A 14,765-nucleotide genomic window follows, 5' to 3' on the forward strand; every position below is an offset into this window, starting at 1 on the left:
AAACGGTTTACACTATAGGCCAGTGCCCGAACGGGTGATTATTTTTTAATCTATTTAAGTTAGCTGAGTCAGGAGATGCGGATGTTAAAGCGTGAAATGAACATTGCCGATTATGATGCTGAGCTGTGGCAAGCAATGCAGCAAGAAGTCGTGCGTCAGGAAGAGCATATTGAACTGATTGCATCGGAAAACTATACCAGTCCGCGTGTCATGCAGGCGCAGGGTTCTCAGCTAACGAACAAATATGCTGAAGGTTATCCGGGAAAACGTTATTACGGCGGCTGTGAATACGTCGATGTGGTTGAGCAACTGGCTATTGATCGCGCTAAAGCGCTGTTCGGCGCAGATTACGCCAACGTACAGCCGCACTCAGGCTCTCAGGCTAACTTCGCCGTTTATACCGCGCTGCTGCAGCCGGGCGATACCATTCTGGGTATGAACCTGGCGCACGGCGGTCACCTGACTCATGGATCGCCGGTAAACCTGTCCGGTAAACTTTATAACGTCATCCCTTACGGTATCGACGAAAACGGCAAGATCGATTACGACGAGATGGCGGAACTGGCCCGCACGCACAAGCCCAAAATGATTGTTGGCGGTTTCTCTGCCTATTCCGGCGTGGTTGACTGGGCGAAAATGCGTGAAATCGCAGATAGCATCGGCGCTTATCTGTTTGTCGATATGGCGCACGTAGCCGGTTTGATTGCCGCCGATGTTTATCCGTCTCCGATTCCGCATGCCCATATCGTGACGACCACTACGCACAAAACGCTGGCAGGCCCGCGCGGTGGTTTGATTCTGGCGAAAGGCGGCGACGAAGATCTGTACAAGAAACTGAATTCCGCTGTCTTCCCTGGCGGACAGGGCGGCCCGCTGATGCACGTTATCGCGGGTAAAGCCGTTGCGCTGAAAGAAGCGATGGAGCCTGAATTCAAGATCTATCAACAGCAGGTGGCGAAGAACGCCAAAGCCATGGTTGAGGTGTTCCTGTCCCGTGGTTACGACGTGGTTTCCGGTGGAACAAGCAACCACCTGTTTTTGCTGGATTTAGTGAGCAAAAATATCACGGGTAAAGAGGCCGATGCCGCGTTGGGCCGCGCCAATATCACGGTTAACAAAAACAGCGTGCCGAACGATCCCAAGAGCCCGTTCGTGACTTCCGGTGTGCGTATCGGTACGCCGGCGGCGACCCGCCGTGGTTTTAAAGAAGCTGAAGTCCGCGAGCTGGCCGGTTGGATTTGTGATGTGCTGGACAACATCAATGACAAAGCCGTTATTGAGCGTACGAAGCAGAAAGTTCTGGATATCTGCGCCCGCTTCCCGGTTTACGCATAATCCACGGATTTTCCTCTGATAACTTCTGTCGGGGGAGATCTTCAAACGCCAGCCTTGTGCTGGCGTTTTAGTTTGATGACAAACACCTGGTCTATAAATCTGTTATTCTCAAATAGGCGGGAATCTGATTTTAATCAAATGGTTAACCATTAAGAAGATCCCCGCATTATTCGTTCCGTTCCTGGGACCGGCCTTCCGGCCGCCGCAAACGACGTTAAAAATCGCGCCCGGCGCATTGCGCCGACCTCCGCACTCTGACAGAGTAGCCAGCCAAAGAGGGAGAACCCATGGTACTGCAATCAACTCGCTGGCTGGCGCTAAGCTACTTCACTTACTTTTTCTGTTATGGCATTTTTCTGCCGTTCTGGGGCGGTTGGTTAAAAGGCGAGGGGCTTTCCGCCGAATCCATCGGGCTATTGCTGGGCATCGGTCTGGTCGCCCGTTTCGTCGGCAGCCTGGTGATTACGCCCAGCGTTAAGGATCCGTCGAAACTGATTCTGGTCTTGCGGATATTAGGACTGCTGGCGCTGGGGCTATCTGTTGGTTTCTGGTTAGGCAATGCCTGGCTGTGGCTTATGTTGGTGATGATCGGTTTTAATCTGTTTTTTGCTCCATTGGTGCCATTGACGGATGCATTGGCGGCTATCTGGCAACGGCAGATTGCCATGGATTATGGCAAGGTGCGGGTCTGGGGATCGATCGCTTTTGTCATTGGTTCCGCCGTAACCGGCCAACTGGCGGCCGTCTGGGGGCATTCGGCGATTCTGGCGATCCTGAGCGCCGGGTTGGTCGCCATGTTTCTATGTATGTTATTTCGGCCCAGCGTGATGCCGGAAGCCGCCGCATCGGCAGCGCAGTCTGTGACGGTCACGCCCTGGAAAACCTTGTTTCGGGAACCTTCGGTGTGGCGTTTTCTACTCTGCGTGTCCCTGTTACAGGGGGCGCATGCGGCATACTACGGTTTCAGTGTGATTTACTGGCAGAATGCGGGGTATTCCGCGGCGACCGTCGGTTATCTCTGGTCGTTGGGCGTCGTGGCTGAAATTATCATTTTCACCTTTAGCCAACGTCTGTTCCGGCGCTGGAGCGCCAGAAATCTACTCTTGCTTTCCGCCGTTTGCGGGGTGGTGCGTTGGGCGCTGATGGGGTCGACAGTGGCGCTTCCGTGGTTGATTGTGATACAGATATTGCACTGCGGAACCTTCACCGTTTGTCATCTGGCGGCGATGCGATTTATTGCGGCCCGTACCGGTGGCGAAGTCTTACGTTTGCAGGCCGTTTATTCAGCGTTGGCGATGGGCGGAAGCATTGCGTTGATGACGGTGGTGTCCGGCTTCTTGTTCGAACATTTACAGAACGGAACCTTTTGGGTGATGGCGATGCTGGCTGTTCCGGCGCTGTTTGTCCGTCCTTCCGTCAGCCGGCGGGCTGCCTGAAACGCATGAGGACTGAATGTTACATTATAATCGGTTAATTCGCTGGTGCAGACGAATCACGCTGTTGACGGCAAGCGTGGCGCTTGGCAGCCAGCCTGCATTTGCTCATCCACATAGCTTTATTGATATGCAAACAACCATCGAAAGTCAGAACGAACAGATTACCGGTTTGCGGATGCAGTGGACCATGGATCCCATTACGTCGGCCGATCTGTTGTACGATGCCGGCGAGGCGGAAAAAGAGTCCGAAATATGGAAGAAACTGGCTGCGGAAGTGATGGCGAATGTGTTGGGACAGCATTACTTCACCGATATTTATCGAGATAGCCAACCGGTGAAATATGCGCCGATGCCGACGGAGTATCACCTTTCCCGTAAAGGTAATCAGGCCGTGCTGGAGTTTGTCTTGCCGCTGGCCCATCCGCAGCCCTTGGCGGGGAAACCGCTGCTGATCTCTACGTATGACCCCACCTATTTTGTCGATATGTCTTATGAGAATGATAAGGCGATAAAGCTGGCGCCTTCCTTAGCTTCGCGTTGTAAAACAACGCTGGAGACGCCAAAACCGGATGCTGATTTGCAGTCTTACGCCCTGTCTCTGGATAAAGCCGATGCGCCGGATGAAGATATGGAACTCGGAAAACAGTTTGCCCAGCGAGTGACGTTGCAATGTCATTGAATGTGAGCGATACCCTACGCCGAAAATCATCCGCCGGCCGCTTGATCGGCCTGTGGCCGCTGTGGCTATTTATACTCCTGCTCGCTCTGGCTTTACACTGGGCGGTTGCCTATTGGTCGCATATCCTGTTGCAAAGCGCCGTCTGGCAAAAGTCGCTGCATCAGCAGATGTCGCACCTATTACAGATGGTTGCGGCAGAACCGCATCGGGCCGGGCTGGGTTTGATGGCGTTCAGTCTGGTGTATGGCGTGTTGCATGCCGTCGGGCCCGGACATGGCAAAGTGGTCATTATGACCTATCTTGCCACTCATCCTTCGAAGTTGAAAAGCAGTCTTAAACTTACCTGCGCCGCCTCTCTGGTTCAGGGCATGGTGGCCGTGCTGCTGGTGACGGTGGTGCTGGGAGTGTTACAGCTATCCAGCCGGACGTTGCATAGCAGCAGTTTCTGGATGGAGAAGGGGAGCTTTATCCTGATCGCCGTGCTGGGGGCGGTACTCTGTTTCCGGGCGCTGCAACGGTTATCGTCCACGCTTCATCGCAGAGCGAAACCTGTCGCTATTTTACGTTTAACGCCGCTAGGCCAGCATGATTCACAACTGAAAATCCCTGTTGGCGTTAGCGCGATGAACCTCGGGCATCGTGCTGATATCTGTCAACATAATGGGTGTGGATGCGGTCATCGCCATCTTCCCAGCCAGGAGGAGCTTAATCAGGATGGCAACTGGCGCACGCGTTTGACGATCGTGTTAGCCATGGGATTGCGGCCATGCTCCGGGGCGATACTGGTATTGCTATTTTCTAAGGTGATAGGCGTATTTCTCTGGGGGATCGCCTCTGCGCTGGTCATGGCTTTGGGAACGGCGCTAACCATTTCTACGCTGGCGCTGCTGGTATTTTACTGCCGCCGGATGATCGAACGGTTAGGCGGTAAGGGTACGCCATCTCTCTGGCGGCGCGTTGCCGGATCGCTGCTGTCGTTGGCCGGAGGGCTTATCTTGCTCGGAAGCGGCATTCTGCTGTATCTGAGCGCACAGCCGGTAATGATGGGAGGGATTCGTCCGTTCTCCGGTTGAGATCAGGATACCGGCCGCTGTTTGCCGCCGGTATCCCTGTGACTAACTATCCGGTTCGTTCACCAGGCCGTCGATAATCACCTGCGGAATGCCTTGCGAACAGCGCTCGATACGGCCTTTCACCCCATAGACCGCGGCCAGGCTTTCCGGACTGATCACATCGGCGGGGACGCCATCCGCGATCAGATTGCCGTTTTGCAGCATTAGCGCATGATCGCCATGGCGTAGCGCGATATTGATATCGTGCACCACGACCACTGTGGTAATGTCCCGCTTGCGCGTCTCTCTGCGGACTAAATCCATGACATGAAACTGATAGTTCAAATCCAGCGCGCTTAGGGGTTCGTCCAGCAATAACAGCGAAGGCTGCCGAATTAACGACTGCGCCAGCCCGACCAGCTGTTTTTGCCCGCCGGAAAGCTGATCGAGATAGCTTAACGCCAGATGTTCAATACCAAGCTGCTTCAGCAGCGTCATCACTTCAGCCTGGCTTTCGGCGTTATGGTGGCCGCCGGATGCCCGTTGGGCGACGATAATGGATTCGAGCACATGCAGGTGCACGCCCGCCGGCAGCGACTGCGGCAGGTAAACCACTTTCTCCGCCCGTTTGGCGAACGGCAATTGCATTAGGTCGCTGTTATCCAGCCACAGTTCTCCCTCGGAACGATTCAATCCGGCCATGGCCCGTAACAGCGTGGACTTGCCGCTACCGTTGGGACCAAGCAGTACGGTGATCTTGCCGCGGGGCAATAAAGGCACGGACAGATCGCGAATTACCTGCCGTTTAGGATAACCGGTACGAAAATGGGAAATGCGTAATCCTGATGATATCTGCTGGCTCATACATTCCCCCGATGGCGCAGAATGATGCTGAGGAAGAACGGAACGCCAACCAACGAGGTGACGATCCCGACAGGGATAATCACGCCGGGGATCATATTTTTCGAGGCGACGGAGGCGAGCGAAAGCACCAATGCGCCGAACAGCGCGCTGGCCGGCAGATAGAAACGGTGATCTTCGCCGAATACCAAGCGGGCGATATGCGGCGCGACCAAGCCAATAAAGCCGATGGGGCCGACAAAGGCGACGGACACCGCAGAGAGAATACTGATGCGCAGCAGCGTCGCCAGACGCAGACGGCGAACGTTGATGCCAAAGCTGACGGCGCGATCTTCTCCGAGCCGCAAGGCCGTCAGTTTCCAGGAACTCATCAGCGATAGCGGCATCACCACGATCAGGATAAGCAACAGAATGCCCAGTTTCTCCCAGGATGCCCGCGCCAGGCTGCCCATTGTCCAGAAAACCAACCCTTGCAGCGTGTCTTCGTTGGCGACGAACTGCAACATGGAAACCAGCGCGTTAAAGGTAAACACCAGCGCGATGCCAAACAGCACAACGCCGGACGTGGCGACCTGCGTCCAGCGCGTGATGCCGTCCAGCAACAGGGCGGCCAATAGGGCGAAAAGAAACGCGTTGGCGGAGATGAACCACTGAGCCGGAATACCGGGAATGCCGATACCCAGCACGATGGCGAGAGCGGCACCAAACGCGGCGGCGGAAGATACCCCCAGCGTAAAGGGGCTGGCCAGCGGGTTATTCAGAATGGTTTGCATCTCGGCGCCGGCCAGCCCGAGGGCCAGCCCGACGACGATCGCCATCAGGGCGTAAGGCAGACGAATATCCCAGACGATCACCCGGGTGCCCGCATCGGCGCTGGCGGGATGCATCAGCGTTTGCCATAACACGTCGAGCGTCAGCCCCGAAGGACCCATGGTGAAATCCAGCAGTAAGGAGCCGATAATTGCCGCAATCAGCAGCGTGATGGCGGTCACCCGGCGGCGAATGATATGGCGATAGCCGCTCATCACGTTATTGCTGGACACAGTATTTCCAGCAATAACCTGTTCGGCTACGCGAGGCGTGTCGGCTATTTTAGGGTCAGTTGTTACGCTCATAAACGCTTACTCAGACGGTTTCCAAAAATAGATGAAATCGCTGCCGGGCAACGCAGTGAAATGACGCATGACATAGCGGTAGTTCTCATCCGGGTTCAGCGCAGAAAATTGCTGCGGGTAAATCGCCTTTGCCAGATATTCCATGCCAATAATATTGAACGGATTATTATAGAACTGATGATAGATACCGTATGCCCGTTTTTGCCGCACGGCCGGAATCTGGCTAACCCCGTCGCGGTTTAGCAATATGACGGCCTGCTTATCAATACTTTTTCCGTCGGCGCCGAGACCAAACGGCAGCGGATTCACGCTGTTGCCGTCGTTGTTATTACCACGTTTGGCGCCGGTCATGACGTAAACATCGGGTTGCATACTGATGAGTTTCTCTAATGAGACATAGCCATTGGCGCCTGGCAGTATATCGGAACCGATATTTCGTGCGCCGATGGCTTCCACCAGCCCTCCCCAGCCGTTGTGGGCATGGCTGAAGCAGCAGGAGTCCGAACGCCCGGCCCAGGCTTCGACAAATACGTTTGCCTTGGCGGGCAGGGCCGCCGTCTGTTTTTGTATCTCCGTGAGATGCTGGCGATAAAAATCAGTATAGGCTTTAGCATTGTCTTCCTTGTTTAACACTTTTCCCAGCAGATCAATACTGGACGCCGTATTTTTAACCGGATTGACTTCATAATCGACAAACACCACCGGGATGTTAAGCGCTTGCAGTTTGTCGATAACGCCGCTGCCCGTCAGAGTCGGTTTGGAACGCAACTGGGCGATCATCAGATCCGGTTGCTTCGACAGCACGCTCTCCAGTTCAACTTCCCCCATGTCGCCAAGGCCCATATCCATAATCGCGTCGGCTTCCGGCCATTTGTCTGTCATCAGCGCCCAGGTCGCTTTATCCGATTTTCTCGGCTGGTTATTCCAGGCCACCAGGCGTTGAAACGGATTCTCTCTGTCGAGCAGCGCCAGCGACATGATGTCGCGGCCGTCCTGTAGGACGATGCGTTTGGGCTCCTGTTCGATTTCGATCTTCCGTCCGTCCATATCCGTAACGGTAAGCGGATATTGCGTGGCGTAGCTGGTGAAGGGGAGGGTGAGCGCCGTGGTCAGCAAAAGACCACACAGTGTTTCCTTGTGCATTGCCATTGTCCTAATGTTGTCTGTTGTTGAAGAGTAATGATTTTAATAACCATTATCATATATTCACGGAATTATCGTGCGGATGGAAGAGCAAACGGAGCAGAAATAACTAAAAAAAGCATGCCAGCACGGGGCTGGCATGGAACATTCAGCGGTAGGCGAGCTATCAGCGCTTTAACGCATCGCTTAATTCGTCGCGGATGGTTGCCAGTATGGATTTGACCACGCGTGGATTGCCCGCAACCAGATTACCGGAAGAGAGGTAATTGTGACCGCCAACGAAATCGGTCACGACACCGCCGGCTTCACGAACCAGCAGTTCGCCGCCGGCGAAATCCCAGGGTTTCAGGCCGATTTCAAAGAATCCGTCGACACGGCCGGCGGCAACATAGGCCAGATCCAGCGCGGCGGAACCCGTGCGGCGAAAATCCGCGCATTGGGTAAATAGCGTTTCGATGATTTTAATGTAGCTTTTGGCGTGTTGTTTGCTTTTGAACGGGAAACCGGTAGCCAGTACCGTGCCATCCAGATCGCGGGCATTGCTGCTGCGCAGACGGTAACCGTTTAACTGCGCGCCCTGACCGCGGGTGGCGGTGAACAGTTCGTTACGCATGGGGTCGTAAACAACGGCGACTTCAGTGCGGCCTTTGATGCGAACCGCGATGGATACCGCGAAGTGCGGCAGGCGTTTGATAAAATTGGTGGTGCCATCCAGTGGATCGATTACCCATTGCACATCTTGATCTTCGCCCGTCAACTCGCCGCATTCTTCACCAATGATGGTGTGCTGCGGATAAGACTTGCGGATGACTTCAACGATCAGGCGTTCAGCATCCCGGTCAACGTTGGTGACAAAATCATTGCTGCCTTTTTGACTGGCTTCTACAGCGTCAGGAGTTTCGTAATTCTTAGCAATTAAATTACCGCCTTTACGCGCAGCGCGTATAGCGATATTGAGCATCGGATGCATGGTATCGTCCACTAGAATGTTAAAGAACAGAAAGCGGCGCGTATTATAGCAGGAGAAAATGAAAATATCTAAGTTTGTGTTAGAATCTCCCGATTTCCTCTTCGTATTATCGAGTCCGCATGTTACACAATATTCGCGTTGTTCTGGTTGAAACGTCCCACACCGGCAATATGGGATCGGTGGCCAGGGCGATGAAAACCATGGGGTTAAGTAAGCTCTATCTGGTTAATCCGCTGGTCAAACCCGATTCACAAGCGATTGCCTTATCCGCCGGCGCCAGCGATGTGATCGGCAATGCCACCCTGGTTGAAACGCTCGATCAGGCTCTTGAGGGGTGCAGCCTGGTCATCGGCACCAGCGCGCGTTCACGCACTTTACCCTGGCCGATGCTGGAGCCGCGCGAATGCGGCGTTCGCAGCGCGCAGGAAGCGGAACATGCGCCCGTCGCCCTGGTTTTTGGCCGGGAACGCGTAGGGTTGACCAACGATGAATTACAGAAGTGCCATTATCATGTTGCCATCCCCGCCAACCCGGAGTATAGCTCGCTGAATCTGGCGATGGCCGTACAGATCCTGGCGTACGAAGTGCGCGTCGCTCATCTGGATCGCTTGCAGGCAGGCGAGGAAGAGCATAGCGAAACGCCTTATCCGCTGGTGGACGATCTGGAGCGTTTTTACCAGCATCTGGAGCAGACATTGCTGCAAACGGGTTTTATTCGGCAGGCTCATCAAGGGCAGGTGATGAATAAGCTGCGTCGGCTGTTTACCCGGGCTCGGCCGGAAAGTCAGGAGTTGAATATCCTGCGCGGTATCCTGAGTTCGATTCAGAAAAATAACGGCTAACGGCCGTCTGAATAATACTTGAGTGAATCGCTAGGTTAAATAGTTGACTAAAATACTCGGGAATGTCAGACTCAAATTCTGTTTCGCCAATACATGTTTTAATAATACATGTTTTATCTACAGGTACCACTATCATGAGACTGACATCTAAAGGCCGTTATGCCGTTACCGCCATGCTTGATGTGGCGCTGCATTCCAAAGAAGGCCCGGTTCCGCTGGCGGATATCTCGGAACGCCAGGGCATTTCGCTCTCTTACCTGGAACAACTATTTTCTCGCTTGCGTAAAAACGGGCTGGTTGCCAGCGTCCGCGGTCCGGGCGGCGGCTATCTGCTGGGTAAACATGCCAGCGAGATCGCTGTCGGCACCGTCATTTCCGCCGTAGACGAATCGGTGGACGCCACGCGTTGTCAGGGGCGCGAAACTTGTCAGGGCGGGGAGCGCTGCCTGACGCATACCTTATGGCGCGATCTGAGCGATCGCATCACCGACTTTCTGAACAACATTACGTTGGATGAGTTAGTCAATAACAAAGAAGTGTTGGACGTGGCGGATCGTCAGGAAACGGATACGCGCCGTGCCGCCAACGGACGTCCGCAAGATACGATTAACGTCAATCTGCGCGCTTAGAATACCTGGAGTAAACAACCGGGAACGTTTTTTAACGTCGTATGATGACGGGCGATGATGGCCCGTCATAAAAGTTTTTAACAACGCATCGCGTTGGCTCGAAAAAAATATACGGGCGCAACAGCCCGTTATAAAACAAGACGCTTTGCACGTTTTGATGTGATGTACGGAGTTTATGAGCAATGAAGTTACCGATTTATCTGGACTATTCAGCCACCACGCCGGTTGATCCGCGAGTGGCTGAAAAAATGATGCAGTTTTTGACCCTGGACGGTACTTTTGGCAACCCGGCTTCTCGCTCCCACCGTTTTGGCTGGCAGGCGGAAGAAGCTGTCGATATCGCCCGTAATCAAATTGCAGAGTTGGTAGGCGCGGATCCGCGCGAGATTGTATTTACATCCGGTGCGACAGAGTCGGACAACCTGGCGATCAAGGGTGCCGCTAATTTCTATCAGAAGAAAGGCAAGCACATCATCACCAGCAAAACGGAACATAAAGCCGTGCTGGATACCTGCCGTCAGTTGGAGCGCGAAGGGTTTGAAGTCACCTATCTGGCGCCGCAGCGTAACGGCATTATCGATCTGAAAACGCTGGAAGCCGCGGTGCGTGATGACACTATTCTGGTTTCCATCATGCATGTGAATAATGAAATTGGCGTGGTGCAGGACATTGCGACGATCGGCGAAATGTGCCGTAGCCGCGGCATCGTGTTCCACGTCGACGCCACCCAGAGCGTGGGCAAACTACCCATCGATCTGAGCCAGTTAAAAGTGGATCTGATGTCGTTCTCCGGCCATAAGATTTATGGGCCGAAAGGGATCGGCGCGCTGTATGTCCGCCGTAAACCCCGTATTCGCATTGAAGCGCAGATGCACGGCGGCGGTCATGAACGCGGCATGCGTTCCGGCACATTGCCGGTACACCAGATTGTCGGCATGGGCGAAGCGTATCGTATCGCTAAAGAAGAGATGGATACCGATGTCGCTCGTTTGCGCGCATTGCGCGATCGTCTGTGGAACGGCATCAAAGATATCGAAGAAGTCTATCTGAACGGCGATCTTGAACAGGGCGCGCCCAACATCCTTAACGTCAGCTTTAATTATGTTGAAGGTGAATCGCTGATCATGGCGCTGAAGGATCTGGCGGTATCGTCCGGTTCCGCCTGCACCTCCGCCAGTCTGGAACCCTCCTACGTATTACGTGCGCTGGGTATGAATGATGAGCTGGCACACAGTTCGATTCGTTTCTCTCTCGGGCGTTTTACCACCGAAGAAGAGATCGACTACACCATTGAACTGGTGCGTAAATCTATCGGCCGCCTGCGCGAGCTTTCTCCGCTGTGGGAAATGTTCAAGCAGGGCGTGGATATCAGCAGCATCGAATGGGCGCATCATTAATTCGCAGGATAGGGGGCGACGATTATGGCTTACAGCGAAAAAGTAATTGATCATTATGAAAATCCGCGCAACGTAGGATCTTTTGATAATGCGGATCCGAGCATCGGCAGCGGTATGGTTGGCGCGCCGGCCTGCGGTGATGTCATGAAGTTGCAGATCAAAGTCAACGATGAGGGCATCATTGAAGATGCGCGCTTCAAGACTTATGGCTGCGGTTCCGCCATTGCGTCCAGCTCACTGGTGACTGAGTGGGTGAAGGGGAAATCGCTCAACGAAGCCGAGTCGATTAAAAATACGCAGATTGCCGAAGAACTTGAGCTGCCGCCGGTAAAAATCCACTGCTCTATTCTGGCGGAAGATGCCATCAAGGCCGCGATTGCGGATTATAAAAGTAAACGTGAAGCCAAGTAGCTTACTGAGGTTGTTGTATGTCGATTTCTTTGAGCGACAGCGCGGCGCAACGAGTAAACGCCTTTTTGGTTAACCGGGGCAAAGGCATTGGTCTGCGCCTTGGCGTTCGGACATCAGGCTGTTCCGGTATGGCGTATGTGCTGGAGTTTGTTGATGACGTGAATGCGGATGACGTGGTGTTCGAAGACAAAGGCGTCAAGGTTATTGTCGATGGTAAAAGCCTGGTTTATCTCGACGGCACCGAACTGGACTTCGTCAAGGAAGGGCTGAACGAAGGCTTTAAGTTCAATAACCCTAACGTTGCCAGCGAATGCGGTTGCGGCGAAAGTTTTAACGTTTAACCACTTCCCCGGGTGATGATCATCTCTCCCTGTTTCTTCCGGCTGGTGGCCGGGAGAAATAGCGGCATAATGACGGAGTCACCCAGAACCCTCAGAGCACGCTATGGATTACTTTACTTTGTTCGGGCTGCCGATTCGCTATGATGTGGATGGCAGCCTGCTTGCTTCCCGTTTTCAGGAACTGCAACGGCAGTTTCACCCCGATCGTTTCGCGGCTAGCCCGGAAAGGGACCGTATGCTGGCATTGCAGCAGGCCGCAACGATCAATAATGCTTATCAGGCGCTGAAACATCCGCTGAAACGCGCGGAGTATATGCTATCTTTGCACGGTTTCGATTTAAGTAACGAACAGCATACGTTACGTGATACCGCGTTTCTGATGGAACAGCTCGAATTACGCGAGGAGCTGGAGGCCATTGAGCACCGTTCCGATGCCGAAGCGGCGCTGGCTGAATTCGCCGGGCGGCTGCAGGCCATGCTGGTTGAACGCAGCGGGCAAATGCGCGACGAACTGGATCGGCAAGCGTGGCAGCATGCCGCGGATACCGTGCGTAAACTGCGTTTTTTAGACAAGCTCCAGCAGCAGGTTGAACAACTCGAAGAACAATTGCTGGATAGGTAAGTTTTAGTTCGGTAGGGAAGACGGTCGTGTTAACGCAAGGCGCGTTATTTTCCCGCCGGCCAATTGATGGAAGCTCAATATGGCCTTATTACAAATTAGCGAGCCGGGCCTCAGCGCGGCGCCGCATCTGCGGCGTCTGGCTGTCGGCATTGATTTAGGCACCACCAATTCCCTGGTCGCCGCCGTGCGCAGCGGTGAGGCGCAAACGCTGACAGACCGCGAGGGCCGGGACCTTCTGCCATCCATTGTCTATTATCATGCCGAAGGGCATGAGGTCGGCTGGGCCGCCTGCGAAAAGGCGGCCGGCGATCCCGCCAATACCGTCAGTTCGGTAAAACGCATGATGGGGCGTTCTTTGGCGGATATCCAGCAACGTTATCCTCATTTACCCTATCAATACCAGGTCAGCGATAATGGTCTGCCGTTAATCCAAACGTCGGCGGGGAATCGGAATCCGATTCAGGTTTCAGCGGATATTCTGTCCGCGCTGGCTCAGCGTGCGCAGAAAGCGTTAGGCGGCGCGCCGGACGGCGTAGTGATCACCGTTCCCGCCTATTTTGATGATGCGCAGCGTCAGGGAACGAAAGATGCCGCCCGTTTAGCCGGGCTGCATGTTTTGCGCCTGCTTAATGAACCTACCGCCGCTGCTATCGCCTACGGATTGGATTCGGGCAAAGAAGGCGTGATAGCCGTTTATGATCTGGGCGGCGGAACCTTTGATATTTCTGTTCTGCGTTTAAGCCGCGGCGTGTTTGAAGTCTTGGCGACCGGCGGCGATTCCGCGCTGGGCGGCGATGATTTCGACAATCTTTTAGTGGAATGGCTGCGCGAGCAGGCGGAGATAACCTCCCGTGACGATCGCCATTTGCAGCATGCGCTGCGCGAAGCCGCCATTCAGGCCAAGATCGCATTAAGCTCGGCGGAATCGGTGCACGTCGATGTGGCGGGTTGGCAAGGCGACGTTACGCGCGCCCAGTTTAACGCGCTGATCGCCCCGTTGGTTAAGCGTACGCTGTTGTCCTGTCGTCGAACCCTGAAGGATGCGGGCGTTACGCCGGATGAGGTACAGGAAGTGGTGATGGTCGGCGGCTCAACCCGCGTGCCGCTGGTTCGTGAACGGGTCGGCGAATTCTTTGATCGCCCTCCGTTGACGTCCATCGATCCCGATAAAGTGGTGGCGATTGGCGCCGCCATTCAGGCCGATATTCTAGTGGGTAACAAGCCGGATAGCGAAATGCTGCTGCTGGATGTCATTCCGCTGTCGCTGGGTCTGGAGACGATGGGCGGTCTGGTGGAGAAGATCATACCGAGAAACACCACCATCCCGGTCGCCAGGGCGCAGGAATTCACCACTTTCAAAGACGGCCAGAGCGGGATGATGATCCACGTTTTACAGGGTGAACGAGAACTGGTTCAGGATTGTCGCTCGCTTGGGCGTTTTACTTTGCGTGGTTTACCGCCGTTGCCCGCCGGTGGCGCGCATATTCGCGTTACCTTTCAGGTCGATGCCGATGGACTGTTGAGCGTGACGGCCATGGAGAAATCGACGGGCGTGGAAGCCTCTATTCAGGTCAAACCGTCTTATGGCCTGAATGATACGGAAATCGCCGCCATGATTAAGAACTCCATGCTGAACGCGCAAGGGGATGTGGGCGCCCGGATGCTGGCCGAGCAAAAAGTTGAGGCGGTCAGGGTGTTGGAGAGCCTCCGCGGCGCGTTGGCCGCCGATGCCGATTTGCTGGCCGATGATGAAAAAGCCGCTATCGTTTCGGCATCTGAACATTTACGGCAGACGATGTCCGGAACGGATGCGCAGGCGATTGAAGCCGCAATAAAAATAGTCGATCAACAAACCCAGGGGTTTGCCGCTCGTCGCATGGATTCGTCTATTCGGCGCGCATTGGCGGGGCACTCTGTGGACGAGGTTTAAAC

At 54.4% G+C, this 14,765-nt stretch carries 15 protein-coding genes; 11 read left to right on the top strand and 4 right to left on the bottom strand.

What is annotated here, in order from left to right:
* The first annotated feature begins 81 nt into the window (after positions 1-81).
* The 4 genes from glyA to ACN28R_RS02105 all read left to right on the top strand — a co-directional run bounded on the left by glyA (position 82) and on the right by ACN28R_RS02105 (position 4,523).
* Entirely contained in the window at positions 82-1,335 is a 1,254-nt protein-coding gene (gene glyA / locus ACN28R_RS02090) for a serine hydroxymethyltransferase (RefSeq protein WP_095833430.1), read from the top strand.
* A gap of 287 nt (positions 1,336-1,622) precedes the next feature.
* Complete coding sequence (locus ACN28R_RS02095) at positions 1,623-2,771, top strand: 3-phenylpropionate MFS transporter (protein ID WP_095833431.1); 1,149 nt, start codon at positions 1,623-1,625, stop codon at positions 2,769-2,771.
* Positions 2,772-2,787: 16 nt separating this feature from the next.
* On the top strand, positions 2,788-3,450 hold the full coding sequence (locus ACN28R_RS02100; protein WP_095833432.1) for a DUF1007 family protein: 663 nt from the start codon (positions 2,788-2,790) through the stop codon (positions 3,448-3,450).
* Positions 3,441-4,523, top strand: coding sequence for a nickel/cobalt transporter (locus tag ACN28R_RS02105; RefSeq protein ID WP_048637870.1), 1,083 nt, complete (start codon positions 3,441-3,443; stop codon positions 4,521-4,523). The genes ACN28R_RS02100 and ACN28R_RS02105 overlap by 10 nt, the downstream gene beginning before the upstream one ends.
* A gap of 42 nt (positions 4,524-4,565) precedes the next feature.
* Here ACN28R_RS02105 and ACN28R_RS02110 read toward each other — a convergent pair whose 3' ends face one another.
* From ACN28R_RS02110 to suhB, 4 genes are all read right to left on the bottom strand, one after another.
* Positions 4,566-5,354, bottom strand: a complete 789-nt coding sequence (locus ACN28R_RS02110) for an ABC transporter ATP-binding protein (protein ID WP_048639833.1) — start codon at positions 5,352-5,354, stop codon at positions 4,566-4,568.
* A gap of 8 nt (positions 5,355-5,362) precedes the next feature.
* A complete protein-coding gene (locus ACN28R_RS02115) occupies positions 5,363-6,388 on the bottom strand; it encodes a FecCD family ABC transporter permease (protein ID WP_372490526.1) in 1,026 nt (341 codons plus the stop codon).
* 96 nt (positions 6,389-6,484) lie between these two features.
* Positions 6,485-7,621, bottom strand: a complete 1,137-nt coding sequence (locus tag ACN28R_RS02120) for an ABC transporter substrate-binding protein (RefSeq protein WP_095833433.1) — start codon at positions 7,619-7,621, stop codon at positions 6,485-6,487.
* A 166-nt stretch (positions 7,622-7,787) separates the two neighbouring features.
* Entirely contained in the window at positions 7,788-8,591 is an 804-nt protein-coding gene (gene suhB / locus ACN28R_RS02125; protein WP_048637873.1) for an inositol-1-monophosphatase, read from the bottom strand.
* Positions 8,592-8,710: 119 nt separating this feature from the next.
* Here suhB and trmJ point away from each other — a divergent pair, with 119 nt between their 5' ends.
* The 7 genes from trmJ to hscA all read left to right on the top strand — a co-directional run bounded on the left by trmJ (position 8,711) and on the right by hscA (position 14,763).
* Positions 8,711-9,433 (top strand): tRNA (cytosine(32)/uridine(32)-2'-O)-methyltransferase TrmJ, encoded by a 723-nt coding sequence (gene trmJ, locus ACN28R_RS02130; RefSeq protein ID WP_048637874.1) that lies wholly within the window; start codon positions 8,711-8,713, stop codon positions 9,431-9,433.
* A gap of 134 nt (positions 9,434-9,567) precedes the next feature.
* Positions 9,568-10,062, top strand: coding sequence for a Fe-S cluster assembly transcriptional regulator IscR (gene iscR, locus ACN28R_RS02135; protein WP_048637875.1), 495 nt, complete (start codon positions 9,568-9,570; stop codon positions 10,060-10,062).
* Between the two features lie 182 nt (positions 10,063-10,244).
* On the top strand, positions 10,245-11,459 hold the full coding sequence (gene iscS / locus ACN28R_RS02140; protein ID WP_095833434.1) for a cysteine desulfurase: 1,215 nt from the start codon (positions 10,245-10,247) through the stop codon (positions 11,457-11,459).
* A 24-nt stretch (positions 11,460-11,483) separates the two neighbouring features.
* Positions 11,484-11,870, top strand: coding sequence for a Fe-S cluster assembly scaffold IscU (iscU, locus tag ACN28R_RS02145; protein ID WP_048637877.1), 387 nt, complete (start codon positions 11,484-11,486; stop codon positions 11,868-11,870).
* A 17-nt stretch (positions 11,871-11,887) separates the two neighbouring features.
* On the top strand, positions 11,888-12,211 hold the full coding sequence (gene iscA, locus ACN28R_RS02150) for an iron-sulfur cluster assembly protein IscA (protein ID WP_048637878.1): 324 nt from the start codon (positions 11,888-11,890) through the stop codon (positions 12,209-12,211).
* 103 nt (positions 12,212-12,314) lie between these two features.
* A complete protein-coding gene (hscB, locus tag ACN28R_RS02155) occupies positions 12,315-12,833 on the top strand; it encodes a co-chaperone HscB (RefSeq protein WP_048637879.1) in 519 nt (172 codons plus the stop codon).
* Positions 12,834-12,912: 79 nt separating this feature from the next.
* Complete coding sequence (gene hscA, locus ACN28R_RS02160) at positions 12,913-14,763, top strand: Fe-S protein assembly chaperone HscA (RefSeq protein WP_095833435.1); 1,851 nt, start codon at positions 12,913-12,915, stop codon at positions 14,761-14,763.
* Positions 14,764-14,765: the final 2 nt, after the last annotated feature.

The sequence above is a fragment of the Brenneria goodwinii genome, assembly GCF_002291445.1.
Classification (GTDB): Bacteria; Pseudomonadota; Gammaproteobacteria; order Enterobacterales; family Enterobacteriaceae; genus Brenneria; species Brenneria goodwinii.

What these genes read in the sequence shown, in the direction of transcription:
- glyA (WP_095833430.1), top strand. Translation starts at nt 82, where the DNA reads ATGTTAAAGCGTGAAATGAACATTGCCGATTATGATGCTGAGCTGTGG.
- ACN28R_RS02095 (WP_095833431.1), top strand. Translation starts at nt 1,623, where the DNA reads ATGGTACTGCAATCAACTCGCTGGCTGGCGCTAAGCTACTTCACTTAC.
- ACN28R_RS02100 (WP_095833432.1), top strand. Translation starts at nt 2,788, where the DNA reads ATGTTACATTATAATCGGTTAATTCGCTGGTGCAGACGAATCACGCTG.
- ACN28R_RS02105 (WP_048637870.1), top strand. Translation starts at nt 3,441, where the DNA reads ATGTCATTGAATGTGAGCGATACCCTACGCCGAAAATCATCCGCCGGC.
- ACN28R_RS02115 (WP_372490526.1), bottom strand. Translation starts at nt 6,388, where the DNA reads ATGAGCGGCTATCGCCATATCATTCGCCGCCGGGTGACCGCCATCACG.
- ACN28R_RS02120 (WP_095833433.1), bottom strand. Translation starts at nt 7,621, where the DNA reads ATGCACAAGGAAACACTGTGTGGTCTTTTGCTGACCACGGCGCTCACC.
- suhB (WP_048637873.1), bottom strand. Translation starts at nt 8,591, where the DNA reads ATGCATCCGATGCTCAATATCGCTATACGCGCTGCGCGTAAAGGCGGT.
- trmJ (WP_048637874.1), top strand. Translation starts at nt 8,711, where the DNA reads ATGTTACACAATATTCGCGTTGTTCTGGTTGAAACGTCCCACACCGGC.
- iscR (WP_048637875.1), top strand. Translation starts at nt 9,568, where the DNA reads ATGAGACTGACATCTAAAGGCCGTTATGCCGTTACCGCCATGCTTGAT.
- iscS (WP_095833434.1), top strand. Translation starts at nt 10,245, where the DNA reads ATGAAGTTACCGATTTATCTGGACTATTCAGCCACCACGCCGGTTGAT.
- iscU (WP_048637877.1), top strand. Translation starts at nt 11,484, where the DNA reads ATGGCTTACAGCGAAAAAGTAATTGATCATTATGAAAATCCGCGCAAC.
- iscA (WP_048637878.1), top strand. Translation starts at nt 11,888, where the DNA reads ATGTCGATTTCTTTGAGCGACAGCGCGGCGCAACGAGTAAACGCCTTT.
- hscB (WP_048637879.1), top strand. Translation starts at nt 12,315, where the DNA reads ATGGATTACTTTACTTTGTTCGGGCTGCCGATTCGCTATGATGTGGAT.
- hscA (WP_095833435.1), top strand. Translation starts at nt 12,913, where the DNA reads ATGGCCTTATTACAAATTAGCGAGCCGGGCCTCAGCGCGGCGCCGCAT.